General features: G+C 32.0%; 14 protein-coding genes and 2 tRNA genes. 5 read left to right on the top strand and 11 right to left on the bottom strand.

Features of this window, described 5'->3' with window-relative positions:
• Positions 1–3 precede the first annotated feature (3 nt).
• Positions 4–720 (top strand): triose-phosphate isomerase, encoded by a 717-nt coding sequence (gene tpiA / locus NPA09_RS03210; RefSeq protein ID WP_256541823.1) that lies wholly within the window; start codon positions 4–6, stop codon positions 718–720.
• 32 nt (positions 721–752) lie between these two features.
• Here the strand turns inward: tpiA and NPA09_RS03205 are convergent, their stop codons facing one another.
• The 7 genes from NPA09_RS03205 to NPA09_RS03175 all read right to left on the bottom strand — a co-directional run bounded on the left by NPA09_RS03205 (position 753) and on the right by NPA09_RS03175 (position 13797).
• Positions 753–3686, bottom strand: coding sequence for an AAA family ATPase (locus tag NPA09_RS03205; RefSeq protein WP_129722914.1), 2934 nt, complete (start codon positions 3684–3686; stop codon positions 753–755).
• Complete coding sequence (locus tag NPA09_RS03200) at positions 3673–4416, bottom strand: ribonuclease III family protein (RefSeq protein ID WP_129722916.1); 744 nt, start codon at positions 4414–4416, stop codon at positions 3673–3675. Before NPA09_RS03200 ends, NPA09_RS03205 begins: the two co-directional genes overlap by 14 nt.
• Entirely contained in the window at positions 4416–5396 is a 981-nt protein-coding gene (plsX, locus tag NPA09_RS03195) for a phosphate acyltransferase PlsX (RefSeq protein WP_129722918.1), read from the bottom strand. Before plsX ends, NPA09_RS03200 begins: the two co-directional genes overlap by 1 nt.
• Complete coding sequence (locus NPA09_RS03190) at positions 5396–7012, bottom strand: DAK2 domain-containing protein (RefSeq protein WP_129722920.1); 1617 nt, start codon at positions 7010–7012, stop codon at positions 5396–5398. Before NPA09_RS03190 ends, plsX begins: the two co-directional genes overlap by 1 nt.
• Positions 7005–7316: a hypothetical protein gene (locus tag NPA09_RS03185; protein ID WP_129722922.1), complete on the bottom strand. Its 312-nt coding sequence runs from the start codon at positions 7314–7316 to the stop codon at positions 7005–7007. The genes NPA09_RS03190 and NPA09_RS03185 overlap by 8 nt, the downstream gene beginning before the upstream one ends.
• Before the next feature lie 100 nt (positions 7317–7416).
• The gene (locus NPA09_RS03180; protein ID WP_129722924.1) at positions 7417–9432 is read right to left on the bottom strand and encodes a hypothetical protein; all 2016 of its coding nucleotides are present in this window, start codon (positions 9430–9432) and stop codon (positions 7417–7419) included.
• A 54-nt stretch (positions 9433–9486) separates the two neighbouring features.
• Complete coding sequence (locus NPA09_RS03175) at positions 9487–13797, bottom strand: lipoprotein 17-related variable surface protein (RefSeq protein ID WP_165036274.1); 4311 nt, start codon at positions 13795–13797, stop codon at positions 9487–9489.
• A gap of 555 nt (positions 13798–14352) precedes the next feature.
• Here NPA09_RS03175 and NPA09_RS03170 point away from each other — a divergent pair.
• The 4 genes from NPA09_RS03170 (at position 14353) to NPA09_RS03155 (ending at position 22152) form a co-directional block, all read left to right on the top strand.
• Positions 14353–15420, top strand: a complete 1068-nt coding sequence (locus NPA09_RS03170) for a lipoprotein 17-related variable surface protein (protein WP_129722928.1) — start codon at positions 14353–14355, stop codon at positions 15418–15420.
• Between the two features lie 2 nt (positions 15421–15422).
• Positions 15423–16265: a coiled-coil domain-containing protein gene (locus NPA09_RS03165; RefSeq protein WP_129722930.1), complete on the top strand. Its 843-nt coding sequence runs from the start codon at positions 15423–15425 to the stop codon at positions 16263–16265.
• A 90-nt stretch (positions 16266–16355) separates the two neighbouring features.
• Entirely contained in the window at positions 16356–21926 is a 5571-nt protein-coding gene (locus tag NPA09_RS03160; protein ID WP_129722932.1) for a lipoprotein 17-related variable surface protein, read from the top strand.
• Between the two features lies 1 nt (position 21927).
• On the top strand, positions 21928–22152 hold the full coding sequence (locus tag NPA09_RS03155; protein WP_129722934.1) for a hypothetical protein: 225 nt from the start codon (positions 21928–21930) through the stop codon (positions 22150–22152).
• 74 nt (positions 22153–22226) lie between these two features.
• On the opposite strand, the gene NPA09_RS03150 is transcribed toward NPA09_RS03155, so the two are convergent.
• The 4 genes from NPA09_RS03150 to nrnA (NPA09_RS03135) all read right to left on the bottom strand — a co-directional run bounded on the left by NPA09_RS03150 (position 22227) and on the right by nrnA (NPA09_RS03135) (position 24388).
• A tRNA-Gln gene (locus NPA09_RS03150) sits at positions 22227–22301 on the bottom strand.
• Between the two features lie 4 nt (positions 22302–22305).
• A tRNA-Tyr gene (locus NPA09_RS03145) sits at positions 22306–22389 on the bottom strand.
• An 80-nt stretch (positions 22390–22469) separates the two neighbouring features.
• Positions 22470–23423 carry a bifunctional oligoribonuclease/PAP phosphatase NrnA gene (gene nrnA, locus NPA09_RS03140; RefSeq protein ID WP_129722936.1) on the bottom strand — a complete coding sequence of 318 codons (954 nt, stop codon included), beginning with the start codon at positions 23421–23423 and terminating at the stop codon, positions 22470–22472.
• A complete protein-coding gene (nrnA, locus tag NPA09_RS03135) occupies positions 23414–24388 on the bottom strand; it encodes a bifunctional oligoribonuclease/PAP phosphatase NrnA (RefSeq protein ID WP_129722938.1) in 975 nt (324 codons plus the stop codon). Before nrnA (NPA09_RS03135) ends, nrnA (NPA09_RS03140) begins: the two co-directional genes overlap by 10 nt.
• Between the last annotated feature and the right edge of the window lie 94 nt (positions 24389–24482).

Here is a 24482-nt window from a genome sequence, read left to right as displayed (position 1 = left end):
TAAATGATTATTATTGGTAACTGAAAAATGAACAAAACCTACAGCGAAACCGTAGAGTTCATTAAAGAATTTAAAGAATTACATCGTGAAGAAAAAAACAAATATCCAAGAAAAATGAAATTTGCAATTGCTGCCCCATTTGTTAACTTAAGTGCATTTTTAAAATCAAAATTACCTGTGTGTGCACAAAATGTTTCGGAACACGCATCAGGCGCATATACTGGTGAAGTTAGTGCATCTATGTTAAAAGATCTTAATGTGACATATGCAATTGTTGGTCACTCAGAAAGAAGACAATATTATGGGGAAACCGACGAAATTGTTAATGCAAAAGCAAAAGCGCTTATTGAAGCAGGTATTACACCTGTAATCTGTGTAGGGGAAACACTTGAAGAATATGAAGCAGGCAAAACCAAACAAGTTGTTTTAAAACAATTGCAAGATTCACTTAAAGGCTTAGATTTGGAAAAAATTGTTCTTGCCTACGAACCAATTTGAGCAATTGGTACTGGTAAAGTAGCAACCCCAGAAATTGCTGAAGAAGTATGTAAATTTATTCGTAAAAATACATCTAAAAAACTTGTTATTCAATACGGCGGTAGCGTTAAACCAGATAATGTTGCAGAACTAGCGGCACAAAAAAATATTGATGGTTTCTTAGTTGGTGGCGCAAGCCTAACAGCAAAAGGGTTTGTCAAACTTCTAACTTTAAATAATTAAAAAAAACATACCGCAAAGTGGTATGTTTTTTATTATTTTTCTTCTGCTTCTTCAAGCATTTTTTTGGCATCTTCGATACTTACAGTAAAGAACGAAGTAATACCTCTTTTTTGCATCGAGGCACCAACTAAACGATCAACGTTTGCCATTGTTCCATGACGGTGTGTAACAACAAGGAATTGGGTTGTATCTTTTAGTTTTTGTAAGAATTCAGCATAACGAACAACGTTCGATTCATCAAGTGCGGCCTCTACCTCATCAAGGATACAAAGTGGAAGCGGTCTTGATTTAATAATTGCAAATAATAACGAGATGGCAATCAATGATTTTTCTCCACCTGAGAATAATTTAAGGTTTTTAATCATCTTGCCAGGAGGTTGTGCTTCAATTTCGATTCCTGATTCAAGCACATTGTTTGGGTCGCTAAATTTAACATTAGCGCTACCACCACCAAACATTGCACTAAAGACTTCGTTAATTTCTTTATTAACTTCATCGACAACATTTGTTAATCTTGAAATAATAATCTTATCTAATTGAGCAATAGCCTCATCAATTTTGTTTTTTGCTTCTGAAATTTCGTCATAGCTTTCGGTAAGAATGTCATATTCTTTTTTAACTTCTTCGTATTCACGAAGAGCTTCTAGGTTAACTGCTCCAAGCTCATCGATTTCACGGCGAAGTGTTTTAACAATCTTGGTTGCTTCATCGACTTCGAGTTCAAGCTTGTATTGTTCACTTGCGACTTCAAAAGTCATTTTGTAGTGTTCGCTAAGACGTTCTGATGCTTGTTTAAGGTATAGTTGTGAACGATCTTTTTCACGAATTTTGTCATTAAATTTGGTTTCAAAATTTCTTAATTGTTTTTCGAAGTCCATTTTTTCAATTGTTAATTTAGTAATTTCCTTTGCAAAATCAGCAATTTGTTCTTGTTTTGCATTGATATGTGCTGTATTTTCAATTTGCTTAGTTTTAAGTGCTTCAACGTTTGTTTCAATATTTAGAACATTTGAAAGTTTAAGTTCTTCATTTGAAAGGTTTCTAAATTTAATATTAAGTTCAGTAAGTTCAACTTCGGTGCGTTCAATATTTTGTCTAATTTTGAATGCTTCCTCGGTAAAACCGGTAATAATCTTCATTTTGTTTTCGTATTGAATTTGAACTTTGTTCATTTCGCTACGAACATTCTTTTCGTATTCGTCGTGTTTTGGAATAGCGGCTTCAAGTTCTTTGATTTTTTCTTCAATACCAAAGATGGTGTTTTTAACTTTTTCACCACCTTGCATAACCCCGCCAGGACGAACGATATCACCATCAAGTGAAACAACTGTGTATCTTTTATCTAGTAATTCGGCAATTTGGTTAGCGTGTTCGATAGTTTCGGCTACCAAAATATTACCAAGTAAGAATTTAACAAGAATTCCAAATTTAGCATCGGCTTGTGCTAAGTCGCTAGCAATTCCGATGTAACCTTTCATTCCTTCAAGAATGTAAAGGTGTTCTTGACGCACAAATTTAGGCGAAACAGACGAAAGAGGGATGAATGTTGCCCGACCATTTTTATTATTTTTTAAGAAATTAATGGCTTTAATGGCGGTTTCGGGTGTATCAACTACAAGGTTTTGAACGCTTTGGCCAAGAATAATCGACATCGCGTTGTGGTATTTTGAATCGAATTTAATTAAATCAGCAACGGTACCTTCAAGTCCTTTGAATAAAAACTTGTTATCAAGAATTGTTTTTGTTCCTTGTGATAAATGGTTTTGTGATTTATATTGTTCTCTTAATGAAATTAAAGTTGCATTAATAACTTGTCTGTTTCGTTCATTAGTTACAAATTTTGCATTTAGTTCTTGACGAATTTTTTCAAGTTCTTCAGCTTCTTTTTTAAATGTTTCAGCTTTGGTTCGAATGTTTTCTAATTGGTTTTTAAAAGCTAAAAAGTCATCATTTTTTTCTTTAATTTCTTCTTTTAATGATTCGATGATTTGTTCTGGTGTTGCATCAACTAAACCACCATAAATAACTTTTCTTTGTTCGGCTTGACGAACTTTTGCAATTTCAATGTTACGTAATTTAACATTGATTGCATCATTTTCATTTTTAAGTTCTTGTAATTCTTTTTCGAGGTCGTATTTAAAGGTTGATTTATGTCTAATAACATCTTCTGCTTCATCAAGAAGTTTGTTAAGGTTAGCTTTAGTTTCATCTACCCCTTTAAGTTCGGTATCAAGTTTTTCAAGTAACTCGCTGTAATGACTAATGTTGTTAACGAGTAAACCAATTTCAACATCTTTAAGTTGGTTAGTTTTATCCATTCAGATTTTAGCTTTTTCCGCTTGTTTTTGCAGTTTGTTAAGAAGCTTTTCTTGTGTCTTTACCCGATCTTCAACTTTTTCAAGTTCGATCATTGTTCTTTCAAGTTTACGTAGTGCTTCATCTTTTCTTGATTTATAAATACTTACACCCGCCGCTTCTTCAAAGATTCCACGTCTTTGAATTGGACTTGCTTCAGCAATATCACTAACCGTTCCTTGCGAAATAATAGCTAAAGATGATTTCGAAATCCCTGTTTGCATTGCGATTTCTTTAATATCTCTCAACCGAGCTTCTTCACCGTTTATGAAGTAAAGGTTACCACCTACATTACGTTTAATTACCCGTGAAATAGTAAAGGTATCACCTTGGTTTTGAATTGTTCGATCTTTATTATCAAAAGTAAGAGTAACTTCGGCACGATCCATTTCTGGTGCTGTTTTACTTCCGGCGAAGATAACATCGTTCATGTTATCTCCCCGAAGCTGTTTTGATGATGATTCACCTAAAACTCAACGCACAGCATCATTAATGTTTGATTTACCACTTCCATTTGGTCCAACAATCCCCGTTACACCACCATCGAATGTTAGTGTAATAGGGTCGGCGAACGATTTAAATCCGTGAGCGAAAATTTTAATTAGTTTCATTACGAACCTCCTGGTATTTTTTCAACCCTTTTTCAGCAGCGTCGGTTTCAGCATTTTGTTTACTTGTGCCTACACCTTCCCCAAAAACCATGCCATTAACCATTAATTTACTGATGAACATTAAATGATTATCTTCAACAAATTCCTTGGTTTCGTAAACAATTTCGCCGAGTTTGTGTTTTTGAATTAACTCTTGAAAAATTGATTTTGGGTGCTCTGCCATCTTGTCTATTTTCTTTAATTGTGCCACAAGTTTTGGCTTTAATATTATATTTAAAAAATTATTTAAGTCGTTTAAACTTGTGTCAACATAAATGCATCCACAAAGCGATTCAAAGATATCACCTTTAATCTTATTTTGTTCTTTATCATCAAGATTTTTAAGGGAGTGAATAATTAAATCTACTAACCCGGTTTCAACAGTAATTTTACCTAGTGCAGCGTTTTTAACAACTTCTGATTTAATCTTGGTGGCAATACCAGGATCGTTGATATCTTTCTCATTAAGTTCATAATAAATGTGTTTTGCGGCGTAACTACCAATTAATGAGTCGCCAAGAAATTCAAGCAGTTCGTAAGTTTTTTGTTTGTGTTGTTGGTTGTTATACGAACCATGTGTAAAGGCTGTAATATAAAGTTCAAGATTATTGTATGGTACTTGATAAGTTTCAAGGAGGGCCTTGAGCTTACTTAAGTAGGCTTGATGCTCTTTTTTGTTTGTTAAATTCATTATTTAAACTCTTCCTTTATCTTATTAAAAATGTTATTATCAAGGCCAAGTTTTACTTGGTTGAGTGCTCCTAAAAAAGCTTTTCGATCGCTTGAGCCATGTGTTTTAATTGCCATATGGTTAACACCCATTACTCAGGCTGCACCAACATTACGATAGTCAAGATCTTCAGCTACCTCACTAAAAGCTTTTTTAAGGGTAACGGCGGCTAATTTTCTTAAAAATGTTTTAGTAATTGCATCCTTAATAATCTTTTTAAAATTAAGAACCGTGCCTTCCATTGATTTTAAGACAAGGTTACCCGAAAAACCATCGGTAACAACAATATCACAGTTTCCTAGTAACAAATCTCTTGGTTCAATGTAGCCTTGATAGTTAATATTTTCTTTAAATAATAAGTCGTTTGCTTCGTGTTGTAATTCTCCACCCTTATACTCTTCGGTTCCGATATTAATTTGTTTAATAATAGGGTTGGAGATATTGAACATATATTTATAGAAAATTCTTGCTATCTTAGCTCATTCAACCAAAAAATTTGGTTTCGTTTCAACGTTTGCTCCGGTATCGAGCAATAAAAACTTTTTGTTTTTGATAACTGTAGGCATAATTGGCATAAAGGCTGCGCGCGACACGCCTTTTAGTCTTTTTAAAATTAATGAGCAAGCCACTAAAAACATTCCGCTATCACCGCATGAAACAACAGCATCAACTTTGCCTGATGCTGTTAATTGAATTGCGTCCATCATTGAGCTTGGTTTTGCCATTTCCTCGCGAATGTTTTTCGAAAATTTAATAGTGTTTTTTGAATCGATAATCTTAATATTTTTTAGGTTGCCATTATAGTATTTGGCAATTTCATCACCATCGCCAACAAGTCAAATTGTGTAGTTTTCATTTTGAGTAGCAAACTCAATGCTGGCGGCGATTGCGGGTTCTAAGCCTTTATCGTTGCCCATAATATCAAAAGCGATTTTGTACATTACTCAACCCCCATTACAAATTGATAATTAGGTTGTCCGCCGTTGATAATTTCAACTTCAACATCAAATTTAAGTAAGATGTAGTCAGCTACTTTTTTAGCATCGATTTTACTTACTTCGTCACCATAATAGATTGTGACAATTTCGCTTTGTTTATCAACCGTTTTATCTAAAATGTGTTTAGCTGCATCAATGTAGGTGTTTGAAGTATTAACAATTTTATTATCGATGATTGATAAGTAATCGCCTTGAGTAATTTTTAATCCATTTAATTTAGTATCACGAACGGCTTTAGTAACTTGTCCAGTTCTTACCGATTTAATTGAATCAAGCATTAATTCTTTATTTTCTTCAGCGCTTGTTTCGTTATTAAAATACATTAAGGCTGTTAGACCTTGGACTTGAGTTTTGGTAGGGATGATAATAACTTTTTTGTCAGTAATAGTTTGCGCAGCTTGTTGCGCGGTCAAAATGATGTTTGAGTTGTTTGGTAAAACAAAAACTGTTTTAGCATTAGTGTTATGAATAGCTTCAATAATTTGCGTTGTTGAAGGGTTTTGGGTTTGACCCGACTCTACAACATAGTCACAGCCAAGCTCTTTAACTTTACGAATAATTCCTTGCCCCAAATTACATGAGACAATGCCACATTCTTTTTTATCTTTGTTGCCGTTAATACTGTTGTTTTTTGATTCGTTTGCTTGCAATGACATATTGTCAACTTTAATTTTGATAAATTCACCATATTTTTGGGCAATGTTAAGTAAGTTTCCTGGTTTGATAGTGTGGCCGTGAACTTTTAAAATGTTGACATCATTGATAACAACAAGCGAATTCGCTTCTTTTTCGATAATTTCTACAAAATCGTTTTTACTAAAACCATCAACATCCTTTAAATCAACAATAAATTCGGTACAGTACCCAAATTCGCCATCATAAATTTCGGTGTCTGAAATAAAGCTATGTTTTTCTTCTGTATCTCTAATTGCAACATCTTTACCTTTGAATGAAAGATACATCCCTTCAATGATAAGGAATAAACCTTCACCACCCGAGTCGTTAACACCAACTTCCCGTAAAACGGCAAGTTTTTTAGGTGTATTTTCACAAGCGACACGAGCATAATCAACAGCATTTTTCATAAACTCAACAATTGAAACATCTGAGTTTTTGAATTTTTCAAGCGCTTCGGTTGTTTCGCGGATAACACTAAGAATTGTTCCTTCAACTGGTTTTAGAACTGAAGCATAAGCTTTTTTAGTTGCTTCTCGAAAACCAACTAAAAGACCAAAAGTATCAATGTTTTTCTTACCTTCAAAAGCGATTGAAAATCCTTTGAAAATTTGCGAAAGAATTACCCCCGAGTTTCCTCTAGCGCCCATCAACATACTTTTGGCAGTAGTGTTGGCAACGTCACTAATTTTTTCAAATTCTTGTTTTTGTAAATCAGTTTTTGCTTGATTAATTGTGCTTGACATGTTTGAACCAGTGTCACCATCAGGAACAGGGAACACATTTAAACTGTCAATTCTTGATTTGCTATTGGTTAAATTATTGGCCGCTGAAATTATGGCTTTTTTTCATTCTTTGGCACCGATCGTTGTATTTTTACTCATACACTACTCCTCTAATAAAAATCGAAACTTCATTAATACGGATATTTTGTTGTTTAGCCAAAAAGATTATTGTATTAGTCATTGCTAAAGCAACATTTTTCGAAGTAACGCTATCTTGAATCACGATTGAAAGTTTGATATTAAACATTTTGTTATTTTCTGTTAAATAAATATGGTCTTTTCAACCTTTGCGATCAACGATTTCAAATTCTTGGTTGGTATAATCGAGTTTAGTTAAACCACTAACACCAGGTGTTGTTTCTATGGCTTGGATGATGATATCTTTTAATTTTTGGTTCACCATTTTCTCCTTATCATACTAGTTAGTTATTATATATTATATATAGCAAAGTTTATATTGGATAAAATGCAAAAATAAAAGCCAACGAAATTGTTGGCTTTTACTAAATTTTAGGTTTAAAACCAGTAATAACTGCCTCTATTAAATGAGATTCAATACGATTAGTAATTTTGGGTTCGACATAGAAGTAAAATCTTCTAATTCCGGCCTTTAAATCTGCTTCGGTTGCAGGAGCTGAAGTAATAACATCAGGGAAGCTGAACTTGTGTTCTCATTCATAATGGTTTGGGTCAATAATACCAAATGCTTCAAAATCAAAGTCAAATTCATTAGCAAATTCTTGCATTGTATATTTAATTTTAGGTTGATCATTATCACCATGAATTTTTGTTTTTGGATTTGCAGCAAAAATTGTATCAAGTTCAGCGAATTTTTCTTTCCAATAATCCTCAAGAAATTTATAACCTTCAACAATTATTGGTACCTCAATCATATCAGCATCGTCTGGTAGGTAAAATTCTAATGTTACGCTTAATCTGCCATATTCATCATCGCTGTAGTATGTTCTGGATCCATCCGCTAGTTTTAATGTTATTTCTTCTTCAGCACAACGTGTTTTTAGTGAGAGTAGGTTAACATCCGTTAAGAAATCGTCCATATTGACATACGATTTAATTGCCTCACTAGGAAGTTTCTTGGTATTAAATGTAGTCGTAAATAACGATCCTGAGGCGTGAATCATACTATTAATTTCATCATATAAATAATCGGCTAAGAAATCCGTAAGTGGTGTGTAACCAGAAATGCTAAATTGTACCAATTTTGATGTTTCATTAAGCCGCGCAGTTGCTTCTACGGTGACAACATTTTCGCCAACAGCATCTAACTTCAAGCTATCGAATTTTAAGTCAGGGTAATTATTGTACAAATCGACAATGTTGTAATTTATATCGTTAAATACATCTGTTATTTCTTTGTATTTTTTTCTAATTGTATGTTTGTTAGACTTATCTTTGTATTTAAGTGTTTGAAAACGCACACCGTGAAGACCAACTAAGGCTTCATCTAATCTTTTTCCGTCATATTCTTCAAGTGAAATAAAACCAGCAACAGTTACTTTTGTATTTTTGATAATACCATCTTTTTCAACACTCAATTCAATTTCTAACGAGTCATTTTTCTTAGTAGAAGGATTAAATACTGGAATTTGTTTGTTAGGAACAATTTTAATATCAACACCTTGTTTTTTAATTTCGCTTAGGGTTAAACCGGTGTCGATATCTAGTTCGTAAATATCTTTATAACGAAAATTATGAGCTGTTTTATCCGTGTTATTTTTGGTTAAAAGACGTTGTGCAAGCGAAGTAGGCTCAAGCGCTTTAACTTGCCCTTTAATTGATTGGATAGCACTTTCGATATCTAAAGAAGCTTGGCTAATAATGTTTTCTGGAAAACCACCAATTTCAATTGGTTTTTCCAGAGTAAGGTCTTCTTCATCATTCGAATTTAAATATAAAGTTGCTTGAATTGTTCGTTTTTGATAGTTTTTGTTGTAAATAACAAAATAATATTTAAATCCACTCGTTGCATCACCTACAAGTTTAATGTCCTTGTCAGTAATTTCGTTGAAATTAACTGCTAATTTGCTATCAACTTCACCATTAAGTGAGTGTAGAACATCTTGCATTTTAAAGTATGTTGGCGATGCTGATTGTATGTTGTTTTGTTTTGTTGTTAAGTATGCTGATGCAACTGCAGCCACACCAATTACAGGGACAATTGCCGCCGCATAAAGTCCTAAAATCCGTCCAATACTATTTCTTTTATTTGGGTAAAATTCAACACTCATTGTAGGGTTTGGTGTTGCTATTGCTACTTGTTGTGAAGCTTGGGTTGATGCTAGATTATTTTCGCCATTAACAGGCAAATTGTTATTTGCTGGCGCTTCTTTGAAGCGGTTAATTGTTGTAATCTTTGTGATTTTACCAAGTCTTGTGGTATGTGTAACGCTAGGTTTTTTGATTTGTTTTGTTGATGATTCTTGGGTAGCTTCGTTTTTAGTTGTTATTTCTTTTGTGTTCGCTTTTTGAACTGAATCTGGTTGCTTTTTTGTCTTCATAGTTCTCCTAGTATTTAGTCTGTAATATTATAAATAAAATATATTTATAGCAAATTATTTTCCATCTATATATTCAGAACCAACTGAATTATTAGTCATTTCATAAAATGGATAGTAAATAATGGCTGGATTTGTGGTGTGCGAATCTTTTGCGCCGGCATATTGAGAGTGTAATCCACCATCAATTAAGCCGATACCTGAGATAAGTGTTTTTCAAACAACAACACCTTTATAAGAAAATCTAACATTAACTTTTATACGTTGTTTGGTGTTGTTTGCTCAGTTAAACTGAACGTCTGCAGGTGCTTTACGGTTGTGAATTAGTGTCGAGTTACGTTGACCAAATTTTGTGTCTGCTTGCAGCTTTTTGTTAACGGTTATGTAGTCGTAATATACAAGCGCATTGCCTTCTTCTTTAGCAGAAAGTGTTTTCTTTTCGCTAATTACTTGGCGTACAATTTCTTTATCTCCTGTAAGGTATTCTCAGTTGCTGAAAGTAATTTCCATTCCTGGTTTGATACCAACAAAATCAACAAAGTCTGCTTCTGTTCCTAAAAACTTAGGTGTTTTACCTTGTTCGGTAAATGAAATGTGTAGTGCATTATTTTTAACATTAGGATTATTTGGATTTAATTCACCTAAGTAAATAATTGGTACATTATCTTTAAGCACTCCCCATTTAGTTGCCTTTCATACCTTTTCAATTTCGGCAGCTGCTGGCGCAGCATTTGTTGTTCGAATTTGTTTGGTAATTTCAGGAGTTTTCAATGTTTTTCCTTGATAAACTGTTGAAGTTACGAAGGTAACATTTAACGATAAATTATCATTATCGGGAGTGATTTTAACTAATTGTACTTGGTACTTAGCATTATCAATTTGATTACCGTTTTCATCTCTGAATAAAATATCGGTTTCTAGAATTTGGTCAGGAAGTTTTTCGGTGTAAAATCCTTCAACAATTTCACCCGCATTTTGTACTTTGATTTGAATTTTTTGTGCGTATGCCAGTAAATTTCTTTCAATAGGAACAACGCTGTTTTGATCAACGAACCCATTGTAAACAATAGGAAGTGAAATTGTTTGTGATCTGTAGTGTGCTTTAATGTAGAAAGTAATAGTTCCATCAGCATCATTTTTGGTTATTGGTTGTGATTCATCAAGGTTAATATTAATTAAATCACCGGCATTGAACTTTCCTACCGCTTTGTTTGCTAAGTGTTTTAATAAATTACCGCCATCGGCAATCATTTCATTAATATTTTTATATTCTACTTCTGTTGGTTTTTGGTAATTGTGGAAAATAGTTTTAATTGGTGCTGTTGCTAGTGTTTTAAATTCGTTAAGAATTTGCATTTCACGTTTTGTGTTATCTTGGTTAAAGCCTTTTACTACTATTTCTTGACGGTAATAGTAATTAGGGTCTGATTTTAGATAGAAAGTAACATCGTATCTTAATTCGTTATTGTTTAAGAAAGAATATTTAAATGACATATCTTTAATAGCTAGACCGTTAGCATCTAAATCATTTTTAAATTGAGGATCAACATCATTAATAAGTTCATCGGTTGAATGGTAGAAAACTTCAGTGATGTATTTATCAGCGTTATTAACGGTTGTAAAGATAGTATTTATATTTTTAAGTATAGTTTTAATTGGCTCAGAATATCTAGATGTTTGGAAACTGTATCTAGAAATTCGTACAAGTACAATTTTTTGTAAGTGGCCTGATTGAAGTACAACGTGAACATATTTATCGCCTTCTCAATCACGATTATCTACTTCCATAAAAGTAGCAAGGCTTTCGTTTTCAATTTTTCAAGTCGATTTGAAAGTAGGATCGATTGCATAAATATCACCAAGGTCGTTGTATGTATTTTCTGAGGCCATTGTAAGCCCATCTGCTCTTAGCTCGGCGCTTCAACCGGTTGTAGCGGCATCAATTTGTTTTTGATAGGTACCGTAGTTAATAATTGTTAAGTTACGGTGTACTGTCACAGCATTTTTGGTAAAACCTAGAACTAAAGTTAGTTTTCCATTGACGTTGTCATAGGTTGCGCCTTTAGTAGTTACTTTAATTCCTTGAGTTTCAATACCATCAACTAGATTTGTTCCAGCTGCATCATCAATTGCTTTTGCATTAGCAAAATTAGTGCTTCAGTTTTTAGCGTATTCTGAAGGAAGTGTTTGTGAAGCATTAAGGTTTGATTGAAAGTATTCATTATTGAGATTTTCAATAACGTCTGAAATTTCTTTGTTAGTAGCAGAGCTAGCGCTTGTAAAACCACTTACATAAACAATTTTTTCTGCTCTTAGTCCTTTGTAATTTACAAAGAATTTAACACATTTCTTACTATCAAAATCAACAACTTCGATATTTTGTTCAATCGATAGTTCGCGATATCTTTTAGCGATTGGTGTAATCGCATCATTAAGGTCCGCATCAAATTCACTAAAGTTTGTATATGATACATTGTTTGATAATGAACTTGCGTTATTTTTGGTAACTTGGTTATCGTTAACAAGTTTTAAAAACTCATTAAGTTTTTCATAATCAGCTTCTTTTTGAGTTTTAAAACCATAAATTGTCATTTTATAAGGTTCGCCATAACTGCCGTGTAAGATTTTGAAATTAAATGTTTTTGTTCCCTTATCAAGATCATCTTTCTCGAATGCAAAATTAAATTTAACACCTCATCTTTTTTCAATTGCTTTAAGATCAAAACCGATATCATTACCTAATTCCTCTAAGTTTAAAGGAGCATAAGTTACTTGGTTAGGAAGTTTTTTTGTAAAGTTTTTTGTACTGTGATGTTTCGGAAATCTTTCTTCAGTAATCATTTTTTTAATAATTTCTTTAGCATAATTTTCTGGATTGAGAAAGCCTGTTAAAAGGATATTTTTTGTAATTGAATTACCACCTTTTGAAAGTACTAATTTTACAGTTCTTGTGCCAGCGGCAAGATTGTATTCGCTATTACTTTCAATTTTAAGGTTGATACCAAAGATTTTTGCGTATTCGTGGATGTCATTATCAATATAATCGTTAAAAAAGTTAGGAATATCAGTAGGAATTACTACATCTTTGACAAGTTTTGGACTTGGCTGAATTGATTTATAGAGCGGAATCTTTACTTCGTTAGGAATTGCATCAGCAAATTTTTGTAGATAATCAGTGTAATAAGTGCTTAGGGTTTTGAAACCATCGACATTAAAGTTGATTTCTTTTACACTTTGTCCTAAGTGAGCAAATAAAGTAATATTAAGGCCATCGTTTTCAGCTGACTTAAATTTAGGAGTCGAAAACGACAATCCCGGGCAGTTAATAATTGCTGTTTTTAATTCAAGAATATCATTTGCAATACTATTGCCATTAACATATTCGTCATTTTTCACTTCTTCGTAAGTTTTTGTTCCAACAAATTTAGTTGTTTTAAAAGTTTTGCCAACTAAATCTTTTACGGCATCATTTAAAATTTGCTCTTCACGAGCTTTAATGGTGGTAAAACCAGCAACTCTAAGATTTTGTTCTTGTTTTAAGTTACCATTGCTAATTAGTAAAGTAACTTCAAGACCTGCTATTTCGTTATTTTTGTTATTAAGATATACCTCTTGGTTTTTAATTGAAATTAAAGATTTTTTATAATCACCCAAATCAATAGCAAGGTCGTCGCAAAGAACGGTTAATGATTCGTATTTAAAGTTTTTATCAATTGTGATGTTGGTGTAATTTTTAGTTATTATTTCACCATTACTATTTTTGTTTGAATTAATTTCATTTTTTAATGTTTGTAAAGCGCTGTAGAATGGATAATTAGCATCAGCCTTTTCTAAAATTTTAAAACCACCAATTGTATAAGTTTGTTCTGCAACAGCGTGGAACCCCTTGTCTTCAATTGGTGTTATTGATACCAAAATTTTAATTAATCCATTTTCTGAATCAATTTTTGTAATTGTAAAAAATGGCTTGTAACCATCCAAAGGTTTCGCAAATTTAATGTCAGTTCTTTCGTTAACGTCGGCAGCATACAAGTTTTGTTTGTTTACAACATCAAGCTGCGAGTTTTTCAAAAGCTCCTTCATTTTATTTATTTCTTCAACACGAGCTTTTCATGTATTTTCATCTGCTAATTTTTGTCCAAATAGGACAGCCACAGCAGCGGCACTAGCAACAATTGGTGTTACTCCAGCAGCAATTAAAATGCCAACCATTTTTGAGTTGCTTTTCTTTGGGGCAACATGCTGGTTTTGTGTTGGTTGTTGTGGATAATTTGGGTTTGCAACAGGAACATTTTGTTGAGAATTTGGTGCAACATTTGGTGATGAATTTTGGTTGTAATTTGTATTATTTTTATTTTGTTTAGACATTTTTTCTCCTATTTTTTTGAAGTATAAAGATTGCCTTGTTATTTTAGTTTGGCTTAATCGCCCTAAACATAGTATATTTACACTTACATACGTAAACAATAAAATTATATAATATATTGTCGCTTGTGGTTTATTTATGTAGTTTTTAGAAGGCGGGTTATTCAAAAACATTGATTTTTTTTGAAAATGCAATTTTTTTGTTGTTTTTTATTTTAATTATTAGTGTTTTTAAAAATTAAAGACAAAAAATCGTGCATTTTCAATAAAATCGTTGAAATTTTGTTGAAAAACGAATATTTCTGCAACAAAAAAATACTTCAAGAAAACAGTGATTTTACTATGATTGCATACTTAAATTATGTAAAACAATGCCATTTTATATATAAAAGGGTTTTTTATATTATAATAACTAATGTTGATTGAGATGCTTATTACTTTTCAATACAAAATAAGTATTTTCTCAACAAAATAGAAACAAACTGCTGTAATGATATGCGTAAAAGCAAAGGGATTAGGCAAGTTTGTTATTTTATAAAAAAGTAAAGGATTAGAGATATGAAAAAAAATAAACTACTTATTTTAGGATTATCATTGGCTACTACTGCATCAGTTGTATCGCTTTCTACTATTGCTATTTCTAACCAAAACAACAATAGCGAAAGTTTATTAAGCGCACGTAAAACTATTAGTGTTGATTCAAACTTTGCTAGTGGTTCGTCACAAAACAATTGAGTTTTAGGTGTTGCTGAGGACGAAGCAAGTATTGCAAGCGCAGTATCGGGATACAAAGTGTATTTAGGTACAGATAATAACGGAGTAATTGATAAAAAAGACCCATCAAATTATTACGCTGAAGAAATTGTTCCTGAAGAACTTGTTTTTGTTTACGAAGGTTCAAATCCAGCAAGCGTACAAGGTGTTATTTTCTCAATTGTTAAAATTGTGCCAAATGGTGAAGAAGGAAAAATTACAGTTACATACAGATTTAAGAAAAACGACTCATATTCTACCGAAATTTCTAAAGACATTACAGGTTTTAAAAAAATGAGTAAAGACTTTGGAAAAGAATGAATTACCAAAAGAATTGCTGACCTTACTGTTGAATTCGGAAAACAAGCAGGCAACCCAGAAGAAAGACAAGTTATTTATCTTAAAATATGTACCCTTAAAGCAAAACTTCTTGCACAACACAAAATCTCAATTAGTGAATTAAATGAGCTTGATAAACTTGTTACCGAAGACTTAGTTGGAAACGAACTTGATAGTAACAATTGAAGTGAATTCAATGCAATTGTTAACGAATTGAACAATGAAATAACTGCTTATGATGGTGGTTCTTCTAAATTAAGTCAAACTTATGTTGACAAACAAGTTAAAAAACTAAAAAGTCTTAAAAACAACTTGACCTCACCTACAGCAAAAGCAGCTGCTGATAAAAAAATTAACGCACTTCAAGATATTGTTGCGCCTCTTCAACTTCCAAAATACAACAATAAAGGTTCGTACTGAGTGTGAATCGTATTTGGTTTGAGTGTTGTTTTAGCAACCATCTTCTTAGTATGATTAATCTTGGCTCTTACTAAGAAAAGAAATGACCAACAAGTATGAGGAGGAGGTTACTAATTATGGCTAAAAACGATACAACAGCAGAAAAACAAACAGAATTCAAAAAACCAGAACGTGAATTTTGATACTGTTCTTGAACAAATAAAGGTGACCAAGAAGCTTGAAGACTTAAAAAGAAAAAATCTAATGATGCTAAGTACTTTAAAAATCAAGAAGACGCGATTGCTTACTATATGTCATTAGAAGTAGATGGATACTTGTGATTCCACGCCAATGGTAAATATGTCAGAAACATTAAAACAATCCGTTCTTTAGAAACTAAAGAAACGATTGTATTTGACTCGTTTGATTCAGAAGAGAAACAAAAAGAACAAGAAAGACGTCTTGAAGAAGCTTTCAAAAGAAATCAAGAAATTTTACAAAAACAATGAGAGGAAAAACAAAAAGAGCTCGATCAAAAACTTTCTAAGGTTGAAGAAGCTAAGAAAGATCTTGAACTCAAATCAGAAGTTATGGACTGAAAATTACAAGAAATGAATGAACTTAATGAGTCATTAAATGAAAATGCCGCACGTTTCGATGAACAAGCAAGCGCTTCACAACCTCAACAATCACAATCAAAACAACAAGCTGATGCTGGAGTAACACAGTTATCAATTTACAACGAAATCCCGGCACAACCTCAACAACAAATTCCTGTTCCCTATCCAAACCCAGCAACAGCGATTGTGCCAATGCCTTATCCTACAAATTCAACACAATATTTCTACGGTGCACCACAATCAAGATGATCTGATCGAATTACAGGTAAAGTTATTGCCCTAATGTTCTTCACATCATTATTTATTTGCATTGCCGTAATTGCGTTACTAGCATTTTTCGGACTAATCCCTTGATTCTAATAAAAAAAGGCCGCTTGGCCTTTTTCTTTTCAAAAATAGCATATTTCTTTATTAATATATAATATTAATATAGACATATACGAGGACAATATGATTAAAAACAAAATAAAGAAGTTACTTTTTATTTTTTTTATTCCACTAATTTTATTAGCGGTTTTTACTTTTCAAAAAATAACAAATATAAAAGAAACTGTTGTTACACACAGTAAATACGAAATGAAGAAAGCGGAAACGCCGAATATAGAAATTTTAGCGTCAGAACACAAAGGCGACCTTGAAACAATTGATAAAGTGTTACGTGACAAGATGAATTTATTTATAGCTGAAGTTTATAAAATCAGTGGGAAAGGATCTGGTAATTACGTTTCTGCTCAGACTAATGAAGTTAAACATTTTATTTACGATCCGGTTCATGAAAATGATGGAACATTTTTAACTAATCTAACAAAGAGTTTAACAGATCTTTATACATTACCCGCCGCGACGGAAATTTTTAATAATATTACTCTTGACAACCCCGCCGTGCAAAAATATATATCAACTAATAGTGAGATTAGTAAATTAAATTTAAATTGTACTTTTAAATTTAAGAATATCGACAGAGTAGACAATCTTCCTTTTAAAGATATTAATAAGAACAAAAAATATGATAATAAAACAAGCTTTATCAAAAGTAATGTCGAAATTTTTAATGGTAACGTTTTAATTGGAATTATCAAAGAAATTTATGTTCCTATTATTAAAATTCGCTATTATTCTGATGAAGAGGAAGCAAAAAAATATTGTTTTGAATATGTTGACGCGGATAAGGAATATGAAAATAATTATAATATTGATAGCGAATCAACATACTTAAAAACACATATCGATAAAATTATCGAGATTAAAAATTTTATTGAACAAGATAACAATAATAGTTTTATTTATCACATTAAACCAAATTTTGAGACACAGCTTGATGTCTTTAATTATGATTTTAGTGGTAAAGATTGATTTAAAAATCAGGATAATCTCAATAAATTAATTTCTGAAGATATTGATAGCAGACAAACTGCGTTTATTTTTAAAACATCTAGTTTAGTAGATACTAAAGAATATACCCCTCATGTTTCACTCGAAACGATTAGTGCTGACAATATTGATACTTCATTGAGTTTTACATTAAGTTATGATGATAAAAACCCAAGCAAGGTTGCGTATCCTTGAAAAACAAAACCTAGAAAATATACTGACAAAGCATTTAAATTTATTTACGATAACATTTATTTAAATAATACTATTGTCCCAGAACAAAATAAAAGTCTAAACCTTCATCGACTTTTTGCTAATACAAATGGTAATTTATCAAAATTCGATACTTTACCAATTTGAAGTACTAAAGATCATATTACTTCATCAGGGTGAAGTCTTGTTTACCTTAATACTGTATATAATCCTGTAGAATATAAAGACACCAAAAACTGAAAATTATATTTTGGAAACACTCCTTTTGATAAGTATTTCGACCAGAATAAGTTAAAAGTGAAAATCAATAGCATAACATATAATAAGAATCCTAAAAATTGCATTTTTACTTTTCATTTATTTTATAACAACACTCAAATAAAAGAAGATATCATTGAAGTAAAAAACAGTGTTCTAGATACATTTTCAAATTTTAATAAAAACTATACAATGCCTTACTTGAAAATATTTAAGGAACGTGAAACAATTACTCAACGTGGATGACACATAAAATTCAGAGGCAAACCTGAAAAAATTGAAGGCAAAGGATCTCATACACTTTTATTAGATGAGAACAAAAAAATAATTACGAGTGAAGAAGGAGCGAACAATCCATCTGGAATTGTTAATCACACTGATGGTGTGGCTGATTTTTTTCTAAACTATCAAGTACAAAAATCTATATTTAACACTGAAGAGTTTTTTTTCCCAAGAAGAGTCTATAGTTATGACAAAACTGATGTTAATAGTGTTTTAGATAATTTGCAGTTTACTTATATAGAAGCGATAGATTTTACAAAAAGCGATGATACTATTAAGGAAGCTGTTCTTAGCAATTTAAAATACAGTAAGATTGTTGATTTTAATGATCAAATTGAATTTGTAGTAACTAAAGAAGAAAATAAGGAAATAAATTTAATTCTGGATAAATTAATTGTGGATAAAGTTCAAGAAAAACTTTATGTTGCTATTAACTATAAACACTCTGATGGCAAAACATATTACAAGATTTACAATGTCGATAACCAATCTAAAATTATCACGAAAATTCAAAACTTGTGCGACAACTTAACATTAAAAGAGCTCGAAAAAAATAACTTTCCAGTTGAGTATTCTGATAAGAACATTAAACTTTTGAATTGAGATTTAAAAGATTCAGATTCATACAAATATGAATTTACTGATTTTACTCCAGACAATGTATTAGGAACAATAAGTGTAAAATTAAAAATTACATGACTTGACAATGATGTTTATACCTTAGAAAAAGATTTTGTGCTTCAGGGATTTATGACATATAAAAAGTATGTTGATGAGATGGTGAAAAACAATAATTATAAATTAAGTTTATTGAATGAAGATACTGAATTAAATAAAGATAAACTACCAAGCAAGAATAATGTTAAAGGAATTAGTGCGGATAAATGAACACTACAAATTAAAAATAATACAAAATCTAACGTTGTTTCCGATGATAAATTTAGCTTAAATTTAGATGGACTTACTGCCGAACCTGATGATTTGCAAGGTGTGATTAGCGTTAAAGGGTTAAAGTTAAATCTAAAATACGAAACCCTATCGGGAGCTGTTAGTGTTGTTAGTGCTAATGAGTTACAACCGCTTGAATTTACCGGCTTTACATTTTTACAAAAAGTATTAGATAATCAAAAATTCATTATGAAAACAAATACAGATGTATCAAACATATTTGCTGCTGAAGCAACTAGCGATATGTTTAATAATTTGAAAATGGAAATGGAAGAAAGTAATGATCCTCAGTTAGATAAAGGATTAATAGAAACTGTATCAAATGACATTACTCTTTCTAATAAAAATAACGAAAAAGCCGAAGTGGACATACAGATAAAAGTCAGATATTATTACAATGGAATTGATCAATCATCTGTTTACATCGAAAGTACAATTTTAGAAAAAATTAGTGGCTTCTTAACTTATCAAACATATATCGACACAATGGTTAAAGACAACAATTATGTTATTAATTTACTTGGAGATAAAGCTAAACTTCCAAGTATAAATGGCATTAAAAACAATCCTAATGAATTAACACTAACTATTTCTAATAACCCTAAATCAAGCGTTGTTCCAAACGAAAACTTTAGTATTGTATTTGATACATTTGAGGTTGTAAATAATGATGTAGAGGGAACAATTGAAGTTTTAAAATTAAAATTAAAATTAACTTATATTTCAGGAAGTGTGTTCAGCCAGTTAGCGTCTGTTAAGTTTACTGGCTTTACAACCTTACATAAAGAACTAGAGAAAGCAACATTTGAACCAATGGCGAATGCTGCTACTGATGTTTTTGCTAGCGAAGCGGAAACAAAACATATTACAGTTATTGTAAATAACATTCCCCAGTTAGATCCAAGTTTAATCTCAAGTAGTTTAAAAATTACAACACGTAATAATGAAACTGGAACGATTGAAGTCAGCGCTAACATTAAATATACTTATGATAAAAAGAACAAGGAATTTATTGAACGCACTTGTACAGGAAAAATTACAGGTTTCTTGACCTATCAAACTTACTTGGACACGCTTGTGACAAACCAAGGCAAGGATTTAAGTATTGCTGTAGCCAATGAAACAACATTAGGTGAAAGATTGCCAGAAGGATTCTTGGCGAACGAATTAAAATTAGAAATTAAAGATCACGATCATCACAGCTTAGTTAATAGAATGATTAAATTAAGTGGCGGTCTCAATCCAACATATAACAATTTAGATGGTTATGTTGAATTTACAGATTTAAAAATTGTTGTAGGCGGTGCAAGGGCTGATTTAACACAAACAATTAAAATAGATGGCTTTGATTCATACACGAAACAATTTGAACGTTTTGATATGAATTTAAAGTTCGTTGATCATGACAAATTCGGCACAATTTCAGTAGGAAATATAGATGTTATAGACACTTTACCAAGTTTGGTGGAAGTAAATACTAACCACGAATTAGTCTTTACAAATAATGGTAACACGATTTCAAATGCGCCTGATTACATAGTACATGAATACGAAGTAACTAAACAAGATGATGAAAACGGAACGATTGACGTCAAACTTACATTTAAACATAAAAATGCGATTGGCACATTAACAGAAACGAAAAAAGTTATTTTATCTAACTTTATTACAACCGACCAAGTTAATAACCAATTAAAAAGTATTAGCACTAATAACTTCTCAAACGATACGATTAAAGAGAAAATGCCATCATCTATTGTTAAAGAAGATTTTAAAAAGTTCTATACAACAGTTGATTGAGTAAAGAAGGTTGAGGTTGAGAAAACAAACATCATTTATGTAAATGATGAAGAAGGGAAAATCAGATACAATGTATCAATCAAAAAGCACGGCATTTCGCATACCATGACTGTCGAAAAAGATATGTTGACATGAAAACAATATTTACGCAATGAATTTAATGAATATATTTTTAACAACATACGTGGTAAACTTGGGGTTACTGTTAAAAAAGATCTTATTAAACCAACCTACAAAGCTAATGGTATTGATATTCTAAAACCAGGTGTTTACCCTTCTACCTTAGAAGATAATAACAACAATAATTATTTAACTTTCCATATTCAAGGTTTAAAATCATCTTTTAATAATATTAGTGAAATTAACAACGCCAAACATAATGAAATAACATTAAGAATTGACAAAACAGATAATACGCCAGTTACAGAAAACAGACCAGTTTGATTAGATCTTCAATTAAGTATTAAATTTACTAACCCTGAAGATATTCAGTACGGTAAGGTTAGTGTTACTATCATTATTACTCAAGACGACATTTCTCACGCAAGAGCGGAACTAAAAACAGACTTAAGCTTCTGATCATTAAATAATGAAATTGAAACAATCAAAAATAAAACAAAATCATTCATTTTCTCATCAGACTCGGAAAAAGTAGACAAAGCACTTGATATTTGAAAATCATATATCACACCACTTAAAAATAAACCTAGTTATACTTACTTCTATCAAAAAGTAAAGAAAGAGTACGATAAAACAAGTACGATGTGATATGGTAAAAGAGATGAATCAGTACAAAAAGAAATTGATATTGTTTTTGAAAAGATGGAAGTTGCTATTGATAATGCAACTGACGCCAAAGTATTAGAAAAAGAATTTGGCACATTGAATCAAGATGCAAAAACCACAATTGGAAAACTTAAACTTGATAAAAATATCGCAGACAATGAATTAGAACTTAAAAAATTAACTGAAGATTATGAGAACAAAATCTCAGAATTGCAAGGCGGACCAATTATCCATCACAGAAAGAAAGAAATTAATTTTGCTTCCGCTGCTTTATTAGCGATTGGATTAGCAGGTATTATTGGTAGTGGAGTGTGATTATTCTTTGCCGTTAAAAACTTAAAGAAAACTAGAAAGGGAGTGTAAGATGTACGATGATGATGAAGAAGTAGTTGTTGGCGAGATTCTTGAAGTTACTCAGGATCACGAAGTTCCACACCGGCCAATTCGTCGTGCCGACCCTTCAACTTTTAAAGTTAAAGGTGAGAAAACGCCAAAAAACAAGTGATTTTATTTCTTTATTATTGCAATTGTTTTACTTGTTGTTTGTCTTGCACTAACAATTTCTGGAGCCGCTACTCTATACAAATAAAAAATAAAAAGCAGGACGATTATTCCTGCTTTTATTTTAAAGTTAGCTGTGCGCTAACTTGGTGTAATGACATTTGGCTGCCCCAGTTAGATTCGAACTAACGCGTGTCGGTACCAAAAACCGATGCCTTACCGCTTGGCTATGGGGCAAAAATGGTGGGGGGGGAGGGATTCGAACCCCCGAATCCGAAGAAAGTGGGTTACAGCCACCCGCATTTGGCCGCTTTGCTACCCCCCCACATTATGTGTAAAGCCATATTATTATAATATAAATATTTAAAATTAGTAAGAAAAAACAAGCATTTATCTTTGCTTGTTTTATTTATTTGCTTCTAAATCACAATCCTTAATAATGTCTTCGACAAATTTGAAATCTTTGATCATGCAACCGCAAGCGTGTTCGTGACCCCCGCCGCCTCATTTAACTGCGACGTTGCGAACGATTGGTCCATTTGAGCGAAATTCAACACGAATTTGATCTTTTTCTTCTTCAAGGAATGTAACTCAAATTGGGTGACCTTCAATATTACCAATGATATTTGCTCGCATTCCTGAAAGCGTGTCCATATCATATTTCTTAAGATCTTTTTTAGTAATAACGATATAAGCAACTTTACCATATGTTTTGAATGAACTTTGGAGAAAACTGTTGTATCTTAAATCTTTTTTGGGAGTAATCATTAAATTTTTAATGATCATATTACGTTCACAACCTTTGTCCATTAGCTCGGCTACAATTCGCATTGTTCGTGATGATGTATTTTGAAATTGCAGTGCACCCGAGTCGGTGTGAATTCCTAAATAAATAAAGTTTAGTGCTTTTGGTGTAAGTTTTCATTTAGCTCTAAGAGCAAGTTCGGCAACCATTTCGGCGCCAGCAATATAACTTGAATCAACTCATCTAGTAACATTATCTAAGTCATCTTCATTTGGGTGATGGTCAATTCTTAAGGTTTCTTTAAAGGTATCAGGTTTAAGTAAGTGAGCGAATTCAATTCACCCCTTATAGTTGGCATCGACAATAATTGCTAATGCTTCCTTAATAAACTCCATACTTGGGACTTCATCATGTTTGCCGCCTAAAAACTTAAATAGTCCTTTGTCATCGCCAACAGCACAGACTTTTTTATTAGGATAGTTGATACGAATTGCTTCTCTTAATCCATACTGACTTCCAAGACAGTCGCCATCTGGTCGTTGGTGGTGGAAAATGACAATTTTGTCATATTTTTCAATTTTTTCCAGTGCGATTTGATAATTACCTACTTGCATTTTGCTCTCCATTTTTTAATTGCAGCATTTGCTGCATCGATTACTTTGTTAATTTCAGCGTAGTTTTTAACGCTAGCACCAGATGCTAAATCGTGACCCCCGCCATTAAACTTTGTTGCGATTTTGTTAACTTTTGGCCCCATTGATCTTAATCTTACGCGGTAAGATCCATCTTCTAACTCGACAAAGAAAAGTCAAATTAAGTAGTTTTCGACACCAGCTAACAGATTATTATAACGCGCAACTTCGTTTGCGCTTAAATTAAATTCTTGTTGAATATTTTTGCTAGCAATATAGTAAATTACATCATCCTTGGTTTGAAAATAAGTAAGAATGTGTCCTTGCATTTTTAAATCAACTAGTGTTTTCTTGTAAAGGTTTTCGTGTAATGATTTAAGATCGAATTTACCTTTTTCTAATAAATAAGCAGCATGCTTGAAGGTACGAGGTTTGGTATTTGGGAATAAAAAACGTCCCGAGTCAGTATTAATTCCTAAATAAATATGACTTGCTGCTTCTTTATTAATTTGTCATTTTGCGCGTTTGGCAAGCTCTGCTACCATTTCGGCAGCAGCCGCAAAACTAGAATCAACAAATGTGTAATCAAAATTAATATCACTTTCATTAGGGTGGTGATCAATAATTAAACGAGCACTAACACGTTCATCAAGCAAGACTTCAACATTTTGAATTCGATCCTTGTTAGCCACATCAACCACAACTCCTAACGAGTTTTTAAAATCAATTTTGTTTGCTGGATTGAATTTGTAATTCATAAAATCAAAAATTCCATCACTGTCGCCGACTACAAACACTTTTTTATGTTTGTAATTAAGACGGATTAGTTCCGCTAATCCGTGTTGCGAACCTAAACAGTCGCCGTCTGGTCTAGTGTGATGAAAAATAATGATGTTATCGTATTTTTCAATTGCTTCTAGAGCCTGTTTTCAGTTTCCTTTTTTCATATATCTCCTTTGCTAATTTCATCACCATTATTATATTGATAATTTGCTAATGCAGTGTTAATTTTAAAAATATATATTTTATATATATTATTTT

The organism is Mycoplasmopsis equigenitalium (assembly GCF_024498255.1).
Taxonomy (GTDB): domain Bacteria; phylum Bacillota_I; class Bacilli_A; order Mycoplasmatales; family Metamycoplasmataceae; genus Mycoplasma_H; species Mycoplasma_H equigenitalium.
The sequence above is the reverse complement of the archived record's forward strand: the minus strand, read 5'-3'. Positions and strand labels throughout refer to the sequence as shown.